At 72.5% G+C, this 9,872-nt stretch carries 8 protein-coding genes; 2 read left to right on the top strand and 6 right to left on the bottom strand.

Annotated elements, in window-relative coordinates; translation table 11 throughout:
- The 3 genes from B4E97_RS06010 to B4E97_RS06000 form a co-directional block, all read right to left on the bottom strand.
- Positions 1–1,153: tryptophanase (locus B4E97_RS06010; protein ID WP_286959055.1), on the bottom strand; the 1,153-nt coding region annotated here is incomplete at its 3' end.
- A gap of 45 nt (positions 1,154–1,198) precedes the next feature.
- On the bottom strand, positions 1,199–2,905 hold the full coding sequence (locus tag B4E97_RS06005; RefSeq protein WP_286959054.1) for an excalibur calcium-binding domain-containing protein: 1,707 nt from the start codon (positions 2,903–2,905) through the stop codon (positions 1,199–1,201).
- A gap of 92 nt (positions 2,906–2,997) precedes the next feature.
- Positions 2,998–3,384: a MerR family transcriptional regulator gene (locus B4E97_RS06000; protein ID WP_019287270.1), complete on the bottom strand. Its 387-nt coding sequence runs from the start codon at positions 3,382–3,384 to the stop codon at positions 2,998–3,000.
- Between the two features lie 126 nt (positions 3,385–3,510).
- Here B4E97_RS06000 and B4E97_RS05995 point away from each other — a divergent pair, with 126 nt between their 5' ends.
- Positions 3,511–4,704 carry an acyl-CoA dehydrogenase family protein gene (locus tag B4E97_RS05995; protein WP_019287271.1) on the top strand — a complete coding sequence of 398 codons (1,194 nt, stop codon included), beginning with the start codon at positions 3,511–3,513 and terminating at the stop codon, positions 4,702–4,704.
- A 39-nt stretch (positions 4,705–4,743) separates the two neighbouring features.
- On the top strand, positions 4,744–6,294 hold the full coding sequence (locus tag B4E97_RS05990; RefSeq protein ID WP_286955680.1) for an acyl-CoA carboxylase subunit beta: 1,551 nt from the start codon (positions 4,744–4,746) through the stop codon (positions 6,292–6,294).
- Positions 6,295–6,435: 141 nt separating this feature from the next.
- On the opposite strand, the gene B4E97_RS05985 is transcribed toward B4E97_RS05990, so the two are convergent.
- The 3 genes from B4E97_RS05985 to B4E97_RS05975 all read right to left on the bottom strand — a co-directional run bounded on the left by B4E97_RS05985 (position 6,436) and on the right by B4E97_RS05975 (position 9,798).
- Positions 6,436–7,080 (bottom strand): Maf family protein, encoded by a 645-nt coding sequence (locus tag B4E97_RS05985; protein WP_286959052.1) that lies wholly within the window; start codon positions 7,078–7,080, stop codon positions 6,436–6,438.
- A 59-nt stretch (positions 7,081–7,139) separates the two neighbouring features.
- On the bottom strand, positions 7,140–7,865 hold the full coding sequence (locus B4E97_RS05980) for an alpha/beta fold hydrolase (RefSeq protein WP_286955683.1): 726 nt from the start codon (positions 7,863–7,865) through the stop codon (positions 7,140–7,142).
- 73 nt (positions 7,866–7,938) lie between these two features.
- On the bottom strand, positions 7,939–9,798 hold the full coding sequence (locus tag B4E97_RS05975; protein ID WP_029210730.1) for a Na+/H+ antiporter: 1,860 nt from the start codon (positions 9,796–9,798) through the stop codon (positions 7,939–7,941).
- Between the last annotated feature and the right edge of the window lie 74 nt (positions 9,799–9,872).

The following is a 9,872-nucleotide window of genomic DNA, read 5'->3' as shown; positions in this document are numbered from 1 at the left end:
CCCCGCCGGTCTCGTAGAGCGCGACGCTCAGCGCCTGCCCGGGGAAGTGAAGCGGGTCGATGTGGGGGAGCATCGCCTTGGCGTCGATGTAGACGGCGTGGCCGCCGGCCGGCTTGATGCACGGGATGCCCGCGTGCTCCAGGGCGTCGGCGAGGTAGGCCGTGGAGCGGATGCGGTAGCGCAGGTAGTCGTGGCTCACGGTCTCCTTGAGCCCCTGCGCCAGGGCCTCGAGGTCGCGCCCGGCCAGCCCGCCGTAGGTCGGGAAGCCCTCGGTGAGGATCAGCAGGTTGCGGCAGGCGGCGGCGAGCTCGTCGTCCTGCAGCGCCAGCCAGCCGCCGATGTTGCCCATCGGGTCCTTCTTGGCGGACATGGTCATGCCGTCGGCGCAGGCCGCCATGTCCTGGATGATGCTGACGACGTCCCGGTCGGCCTGGCCGGGCTCGCGCTCCTTGATGAACCAGGCGTTCTCGGCGAACCGGCAGGCGTCGAGGAACAGCGGCTTGCCGTGGCGGTGCGCGATCTCGGACACGGCGCGGATGTTGTCGAGCGAGACCGGTTGCCCGCCACCGGAGTTGTTGGTGACGGTGAGCATGACGACCGGCACGTCGTCGCCCCGCTCGGTGAGCAGGGCCTCGAGCCGGTCGACGTCCAGGTTGCCCTTGAACGGGTGGACCAGCGAGGGGTCGTGGCCCTCGGGGATGACCAGGTCGACGGCCTCGGCGCCGGTGAACTCGATGTTGGCGCGGGTGGTGTCGAAGTGGGTGTTGCTCGGCACGACCTTGCCGGGGCCGCCGAGGACGCCGAAGAGGATCTTTTCCGCGGCACGTCCCTGGTGGGTGGGGATGACGTGCTCGTAGGGGAAGAGGTGCCTCACCGCGTCACGGAACAGGTAGTAGGACGGCGAGCCCGCGTAGGACTCGTCGCCGTGCTGGATGGCGGCCCACTGGTCGCGGCTCATGGCGCCGGTCCCGGAGTCGGTGAGCAGGTCGATCAGCACGTCCTCGGCGTGCAGCTGGAAGAGGTTGTAGTGCGCCTCGGCGGCCTTGGTGCGGCGCTGGGCGGCGGTCGTCATGCGGAGCGGCTCCACGCTGTGGATGCGGAACGGCTCGATGACGGTGCGGAACTGCGGCTCGTGGCAGACGTCGTTGTCCATGGCCACACTGTGCCAGTGATGTCTGACAGACCCGTTCGCGGGGTGTCAGGCGCGCGCGCGGCGGCGGCCGAGGCGCACCAGCAGCGCCCCGAGCCCGATGGTGCCGAACGCCAGCGCGGACAGCTGCGGCGCCTCGAAGCCCGTCTGGGCGAGGGCGCCGGAGCCGCGGGGTCCCTCGTAGGGCTCGCAGGCGACACCGTCACCGTCGCGGTCGAGGTCGCCGCGGTAGAGCGGGCTCCCCGCGGGGATGCTCGACTGTCCGGCGGCGCGCAGCTCGTCACAGCTCTGGGTGGTGGTGGTCGTGCTCGTGCTCGTGCTCGTCGTCGGGCCTCCAGGCGTGACCGTCACCTGGTTGGTGGTCTGCGGGGCGGTGGCGACCCGGTTGCCGCCGAGGTTGACCGCGCCGTCGGCCCCGCTGCTCTCGCAGGCGATCCCGTCGTTGTCGCGGTCGAGCGCTGGGCGGTAGTCCGCGTCGAGGCGGGAGACATCGGTGCGGCCGAGCGCCGTGCAGGAGCTGGTGTCGGCGGCGGGGATCCGGGTGAGCGCTGAGGGAGCCTTGGCCGGGTCCTTGGACGGGGCCTTGACCGGGGCCTTGGCGAGGGGCCCCGTGACCGTCCCCGGCCTGGACGCCGACCTCGGCTGCGCGGGAGCCTTGGCGGCCGGCGCCGGGGCGGCCTGCCCAATCCTGGGCCGGGCGGCGGCGGTCGGCCGGGCCACGACGAGGGCGGGGGTGGCGGCGGTCGCCCCCGCCGCCACGATGCTGCGGCCACCGGTGATGCGCAGGGCGGCTCCGGGGGCGGCGCTCGCGGTGGGCGCCTGGATGCGATAGACGTCGACGGCGCCGGACGGGGTCAGCGACGCGTCCTGGACGAGGCGGGAGGTTAGGGCGCCGAGGGTGGCGGCGTGGCGGGCGTCCCCGGCATACGGCACCTCAGGGGCGACGGTGACGCCGGAGGAGAGCTGCCACACGGCCAGCTGGGCGGCCTGCAGCACGAGCTGGTCCACCTCGGCGGGCGTGCCGGCGGTGGCGTCGAGGCCGGCCCGCTGCGCGAGCGCGACGCGGGTCGGCTGGTCCGCGACGGCGCGGGCGATCCCGGCGACCCGGGCACGGATGCGGTCCCACTCGGCCGGGTCGGGCACGGCGCGGGTGGAGGAGTCGCTGGACCACTCCTGCTCGACGCCGAGGGTGACGCTGGAGCTCGTGGGCACCTGCAGGTCGGGCTCCATGACCAGGGCGGTGGACTCGCGGACGCCGTCGTGGTCCCGGTCGAGGGAGTAGGGGAGGGCCAGCACGGTCCGGCGCTCGCCGGTGCCCGGCAGGACGATGGTGACGGGGGTGGCCCCCGCGGGCCGGGCCGGCTGCAGGGCGGCGTCGGCGGGCGGGAGGGCGGGTGCGGCAGCGACCGGGGTGGTCGGGGCGGCGGTGGTCGGGACGGGCGTGGCGGACGGCGCTGTGACCGGGGCGACCTGCTCCGAGGGGGGCGCCGGTGGTGCGGCAGGGGTGGTGGGCGCCGGCGTCCGCGGGGCGGGCTGGCTCGCGGGGACCGCGGGCGTGGTGGAACGGGTGGGCGTCGGGGCCGGGGCGACGACGTCGCTGTTCGGCGAGGGAGCCGTCGAGGGAGCCGCCGGGAGAGACGTGGCCGGGGCCACTGGCGCGGGCGACGCGAACACGGGCGACGTGCTGCCGGCCGTCAGCGCGAGTAGCAGGACGGTGGATCCCAGGGCGGAGCGAGCGCTCAGGTGCTGGTGCATGCGCGTCCTTCGGTCGGCCACGTTCTGTCGCAGGATACCGAATGGAACGGTCAAACCATTACTCAAAGTACCGTCGATAGGCCGAACGGGTGTCAGGTGACGCGGCGACCCAGCTCCTCGCGGCACCGGCGCTCGAAGGCGTCCAGCTCGCGCATCGACTCCTGCAGGTCGGCGAGCCGTCGCTCGAGGTCGGTCCGCCGGTCGTCGATCTGCTCGAGGACGTAGCGCAGCTGTGAGGTAGGGCCCTGCGCCTCGTCATACATGTTGACGATGGTCCTGATCTCCTCCAGCGGGAAGCCGAGGCGCTTGCCGCGCAGGATGAGGGAGAGGCGGGTGCGGTCGCGGCGGCGATAGACGCGCTGCGTGCCGCGGCGCTCCGGCGCGAGCAGCCCCAGATCCTCGTAGTGCCGGATCGTGCGGTGGGTCACGCCGAAGTCGTCGGCGACCTGAGCGATCGTCCACTCCTCGGGGGTTGTCATGGGCGCCATCGTGCTTTACGTTTACGTCAACGTCAAGCATCTGTCCGTATGCCGTCACCGCCCGTCATCCCTCAGCCGCTCTCCCACCCATCCCCCGATCGCCACCGTCGTCGAAAGGCCCCACCCGTGTACGAGCTCAGCCAGGACCACGAGGACTTCCGCCGCACCGTGCGCGACTTCGCCGAGGGCGAGATCGCGCCGCACGTCGCCGAGTGGGACCGCGAGCACCACTTCCCGGCCCACCTGATCCCCAAGATGGGGGAGCTCGGGCTGTTTGGCCTGGTCGTCCCCGAGGAGTTCGGCGGCCACAAGTCGGCGGACGGCGAGGGCGGCGAGTTCACCTATCTGTGCGTCGCGATCGAGGAGCTCGGCCGCGTCGACCAGTCCATGGGCATCACCCTCGAGGCGGGCGTCGGCCTCGGCATCAACCCGATCCTGACCTTCGGCAGCCAGGAGCAGAAGGAGCGCTGGCTGCCCGACCTGGCCGCCGGGCGCACCCTCGCGGGGTTCGGGCTCACCGAGCCCGACGCGGGCTCCGACGCCGGCGGCACCAAGACGCGAGCCGTCCTCGAGGGCGGCGAGTGGGTCGTGAACGGCGCCAAGTCCTTCATCACCAACTCGGGCACCGAGATCACCTCGGTCGTCACCGCCACCGCGCGCACCGGCACCCGCGAGGACGGCAAGCCCGAGATCAGCGCCATCATGATCCCCTCCGGCACACCGGGATTCGAGGTCGCGCCGCCTTATCACAAGCTCGGGTGGAACATCTCGGACACCCACGGCCTGTCCTTCAGCGACGTCCGCGTCCCCGAGAGCAACCTGCTGGGCGCGCGCGGCAAGGGCTTCGGGCAGTTCCTCGCCACGCTCGACGACGGCCGCATCGCCATCGCCGCCCTCGCCGTCGGCTGCATCGCCCGCATGCTCGAGGAGTGCATCGCCTACTCCACGAGCCGCCTCGCCTTCGGGCGGCCCATCGCCGTCAACCAGGGCGTGTCCTTCCAGATCGCCGACCTGGCCGTGATGCTCGAGAACGCCCGCCTGCTCACCTACAAGGCCGCGTGGCTCAAGGACGAGATGGACGCCGGGCGGCGCAGCCTCGCCGAGGTCAAGCAGGCCGCCTCGATCGCCAAGCTCTACACCTCCGAGGCGGCCGTGACCTCGACCCGCATGGCGACCCAGATCTTCGGCGGCAACGGCTTCATGGAGGAGTATCCCGTCGCGCGCTTCTATCGTGACTCCAAGATCCTCGAGATCGGCGAGGGCACCTCCGAGGTGCAGCGCATGCTGATCGGCCGCGGCCTGGGCCTCCCCACCGCCTGACCCCGGCGCGCCCGACATACGACCCCCGAAGGGAATCTGATGGCCCACCAACCGGATCCGAAGGTCGCCGACGTCCGGGAGCGGCTCGAGGCGGCGCTCGAGGCCTCGGCCACACCACCCGACAAGGCCGCCGCCAAGCTCGCCTCCCAGGGCAAGCTCTATGTCCGCGAACGGATCTCGTTGCTGTTCGACGAGGGGAGCTTTGTCGAGGACGGGCGCTACGCCAACGCGATGGCGACCGGGCTGCCGGCCGACGGCGTCGTCACCGGCCGCGGTCTCGTGGACGGGCGACCGGCGATCGTCGTCGCGAACGACCCCACCGTCAAAGCGGGTTCGTGGGGCGAGCGGACCGTCGAGAAGATCGTGCGAGCCACCGAGAGCGCGCTGCGCGAGGAGCTGCCGGTCTTCTGGTTCGTGGACTCGGCGGGGGCGCGCATCACCGACCAGGTCGAGATGTTCCCGGGGCGGCGCGGGGCCGGACGGATCTTTCACAACCAGGTCGCGCTGTCGGGCAAGGTGCCCCAGATCTGTTGCCTGTTCGGCCCGTCCGCGGCCGGCGGGGCCTACATCCCCAGCTTCACCGACATCGTGATCATGGTCGACGGCAACGCCTCGATGTATCTCGGGTCGCCCCGCATGGCCGAGATGGTCGTGGGGGAGAAGGTTTCGCTGGAGGACCTCGGCGGCGCCCGGATGCACTGCACCGTCTCGGGGGTCGGCGACCTGCTCGCGGGCGACGACGCGGAGGCCATCGACCTGGCCAAGGAATACTTCTCCTACATGCCGCTGTCGTGGCGGCAGCCGACGCCGCACTTCTCCGTGGAGGAGCCAACCGCGGCCCTGACCCGGGAGGACATCCCGGAGGTCGAGTCCGTGCCGTTCGACATGCACGAGGTCATCGACCGGCTCGTCGACGACGAGCAGTTCTTCGAGGTCAAGCCGACCTTCGCCGCGGAGCTCATCGTGGGCTACGGCCGGATGGCCGGGCAGACCGTGGGCTTCGTGGCCAACAACTCCGCCGTCAAGGGTGGCGTGCTGTTCAGCGACTCCGCCGACAAGGCAACGCGATTCATCACGACGTGCGACGCCTACTCGATCCCCCTGGTCTACCTCGCCGACGTGCCGGGCTTCATGATCGGCTCCGAGGTCGAGCGCGGCGGCATCATCCGGCACGGCGCCAAGATGGTCTATGCCGTGTCGGCGGCGACCGTGCCGCAGCTGTGCGTCGTGGTGCGCAAGGCGTATGGCGCCGGGCTGTACGCGATGGGGGGCCCGGGCTTCGCGCCGGACGCGACGATCGCGCTGCCCACGGCGCGCATCGGGGTCATGGGTCCCGAGGCGGCCGTGAACGCGGTGTACGCCAACAAGATCGCCGAGATCCCCGAGGGGCCGGAGCGGGACGCGTTCGTCGCCGAGAAGCGGGCGGAGTACGAGAAGGACATCGACCTCGAGCGCCTCGCCGCCGACCTCGTCATCGACGACATCGTCGAGCCGGAAGCCTTGCGGGACACCATCATCCACCGGTTGAGCTACGCCGGGGGTCGGTCGCGCCACTTCACCGAGCGGCACACGGGGATCTCGCCGGTCTGACGCCGGTCACTCCGCGTCGCTGGACGCGGCGCGTGGCCGGCGCCGGCGTCACCCGACCGGTGAGGGTGGCGACGGGTGGAGAAGGCCACCGTCATCGGTGGTGCTCTCCACCCGTTGGTGATGCGGTGGGCGGGTGGGGCGTCATACGGCTCGCTCGAGGTCCCACCAGCCGATGCCGAGCTCGAGCAGGAGCTCGCGCAGCAGCGGCAGGGAGACGCCGACCACGTTGTGGTAGTCGCCCTCGATGCCGGTCACGAAGGCGCCGCCGAGACCGTCGACGGTGAATCCGCCTGCGACCCAGAGGGGCTCGCCGGTCGCGACGTAGGCGTCGATCTCGGCGTCCGAGAGGTCGGCGAAGTGCACGACGGTCGACGCCGTGCGCGAGACCTGGCGGCCGGTGGCGAGGTCGGTGATGGCGTGGCCGGAGTGCAGGACGCCCTCGCCACCACGCATCCGCCGCCACCGCTCGACCGCGACGGACGACGTCTCGGGCTTGCCGTGCACCTCGCCGCCGAACTCCAGGACCGAGTCGCACCCGAGGACCAGCGTGGGGGTCGTCGTCGAGCCGGTCTCTGCGACAAGGGAGTCCGCGACGTCGTCACGCTTGGCACGGGCCAGGGCGAGGGCGTGCTCGGCCGGGCCAAGGCGGGCGCCGTCGGCCTCCAGCGCGGCGATCGTGGCGGGCTCGTCGACGCTCGAGACCTGGACGCGTGGAGCCAGGCCGGCCGAGCGCAGGGTGGCGAGGCGGGCGGGGGAGGCGGAGGCGAGGACGAGCTGGACGACCATGGCGCGACCCTACCGGGGGCAGAGGCATCGACCGGCCGTCGTCCGCCAGGCTGATGCCTCTACCCCCGGTAGGTCTGCGTGGCGCGGTCGAGCAGCCCCCGCAGGTGCGTCGCGCACGCCTCGGGGTGCGTCAGCGGCAGGAAGTGCGTCGCCCGCGGCACCGTCACCACCTGCGCGGCGGGGCAGGCGGCGGCATAGGCCCGCACCCCGAGCCGCATCTGGTCCAGCCCTCCGTTGAGGAGCAGGACGGGTATGTCGAGCCCGCCCAGCAGGTGGGGACCGCACTGCGCCATCACCGCCGACCAGGCCGCGGGCATCGCCGCGTAGCCCTGCCCGTCGTCGGTGACCTGGCTGATGTCGCGACCGCCAGCGAGTCGGCGCATGACGCCGTTGGCGACATGGGCCATCCGCGCTGCCCCCACGACGGGCACGAGCCGGGCGAAGCCGCGGTAGACGGCCGCGCCCGCACCGGCCGGCACACCGGTGGCCCCGACGAGCCCGAGGCCCGCGAGGCGGTGAGGCTGCGCGGCGGCATACGACATCGCGACATAACCCCCCAGGCTGTGGCCGGCGAGGACGACCGGGCCGTCAGCGGGCAGGGCCTGCTCGACCGTCGCGAGGGCGCCCTCCCACGTGAAGTCCTCGGCGCCGCGGGAGCCGTGGCCGGGGAGGTCCGGGGTGACGACGCGGACGCCGGGCAGCAGCGCGGGGTAGTCGCGCCAGAAGCCGGCGTTCATGCGGGTGCCGTGCAGCAGGACCAGGGTGGGTGTCGGGGTGGGGCCCATGCCGCGAACCTACCTGAGGTAGTCACAGCCGCCTGGCGTGCCAACCCGGGCGAGTGTGACGACCTGAGGTAGGTCAGTCGCCGGAGGCGAGCAGGCCGTCGACGAAGCACCAGCGCCAGGACTCGCCCGGCTCGAAGGACCGCATGGTCGGGTGACCGGTCGCCTCGTGGTGCCGCGTCGCGTGCCGCCCCTCGGAGGAGTCGCAGCAGCCGACATACCCGCAGGTCAGGCACAGTCTCATGTGCACGGGCGTGGTGCCCTCGGCGAGGCAGCCGATACACTCGCCGTGGGTGCGCGGCTCGACGAAGGTCGGCGCCTCCGCCAGGTGCTGACAGGGCGCGTCGGGCAGGGCGGGGGAGAGGGCCCGCAGCCGACGGGCGCGCTGCTCGACCCGGATCAGCGAGGTCTCCTCGAAGTCCAGCGAGGCCAGCACCGCCGAAATCACCTCGGACTCGACCTCGCCCTCGCTGCGCACCCGCAGGACCTCCTCGCGCTCGGCCCGGATGGCGGCGGTGCGGAGCCGGCGGTAGGTCTGGCTCGGGGTCTCCTTGCGCTCGTCGGGGCGGCCGAGCCGCTCCCAGATGGCGTTGACGCGGCGCTCGGCCTGGTCGCGGAGCGTGGCGATGGTGGCGGCGTCGTCGGGGCCGGCCTCGGCGTCCATGGCGCGGCGCCCGGCCTCGACCGCGCGGGCATAGACGGTCGCCTCCTGCAGCGCGTCCTCGCGGGGGTCGGGGCCGTGCACGTCCAGGCGGCGGGCGAGGACGGGGAGGGTGAGGCCCTGGATGAGGAGCGTCCCGGCGGTGACGACGAGCGCGACGAGCACGAGCACCGGGCGGTGCGGGGTGGCGAGCGGCAGGGTGAGCGCGGCGGCCAGGGTGACCACGCCACGCATGCCCGCCCACGCGATGAGCGCCGACTCCTGCCAGGGGGTGACGCCGTCGCGGCCGCGCGCCCGCACGACGAACCGCGTCGCCATGATCCACGCGACGCGGAGCACCATCACCCCGACCAGCAGGAGCAGGCACGCGGCGACGATGCGGCCCCAGCCGAGCGGGGAGCTGGAGGCGGCGGAGACGATCGAGCGCGTCTGCAGCCCGACGAGGAGGAAGACGGAGTTCTCGAGGAGGTAGGTGATGGTCTTCCAGTTGATGCGGGTGGTGACGCGGGACTGCGCCGTCTCGACGACGGGCGCCACGTGCCCGATGAGCAGACCGGCGACGACGACCGACAGCACGCCTGACGCGTGGAAGTGCTCGGCCGGCGCGAACGCGATGAACGGCAGCAGGAAGGACAGGGCCGTGGTGGCGACGGGGTCGCTGGTGCGCTTGAGCACGTATGACGCCGCCTTGGCCACGACCACGCCGACCACGATCGCGATGACCACCGCCTTGGCGAAGTCCAGCAGGACCGCGCCGACGGTGACCGCCGCGGTCAGGGCACCGGTCGCCGTGCGCAGCGACACCAGGGCCGTCGCGTCGTTGACCAGCGACTCGCCCTCGAGGATGGTGACGACCCGTCTCGGCAGGCCGATCTGCTTGGCGACGGCGCTCGCGGCCACGGCATCGGGCGGGGCCACGATGGCGCCCAGGGCGAACGCCGCTGCGAACGGCAGCGGCAGCAGCGCCCACGCCAGCAGGCCGATCCCCGCAGCCGTGAACAGCACGAGTCCGATCGACAGCCAGCCGATCGCGGACAGGTTGTCGCGGAAGTCCATCAGGCTGGTGTTGTGCGCCGCGGTGTAGAGCAGGGGCGGCAGGATGCCCACCAGCACGAGCTCGGGGGACAGGGTCGGCTCGTGGATGAACGGCAGGTAGGAGCCGACCAGCCCCACGACGATGAGCACCAGGGGTGCCGACAGGCCCCAGCGGTTGGACAGGGTCGTGACGGCGAGGACGGTCAGCGCGAGGCCGACCACGAGCGTGAGGATCTCCACGGCGCACATCCTCCCACCGGCGGGGCGGTGGCGCGGCCCGCGTTCAGACCCGCCGGGGGCCGAGGCATCAGCCT

This window comes from Arsenicicoccus sp. UBA7492 (assembly GCF_002479615.1).
GTDB classification, from domain to species: domain Bacteria; phylum Actinomycetota; class Actinomycetes; order Actinomycetales; family Dermatophilaceae; genus Arsenicicoccus; species Arsenicicoccus bolidensis.
This window is presented reverse-complemented; position numbering and strand designations above follow the sequence as displayed.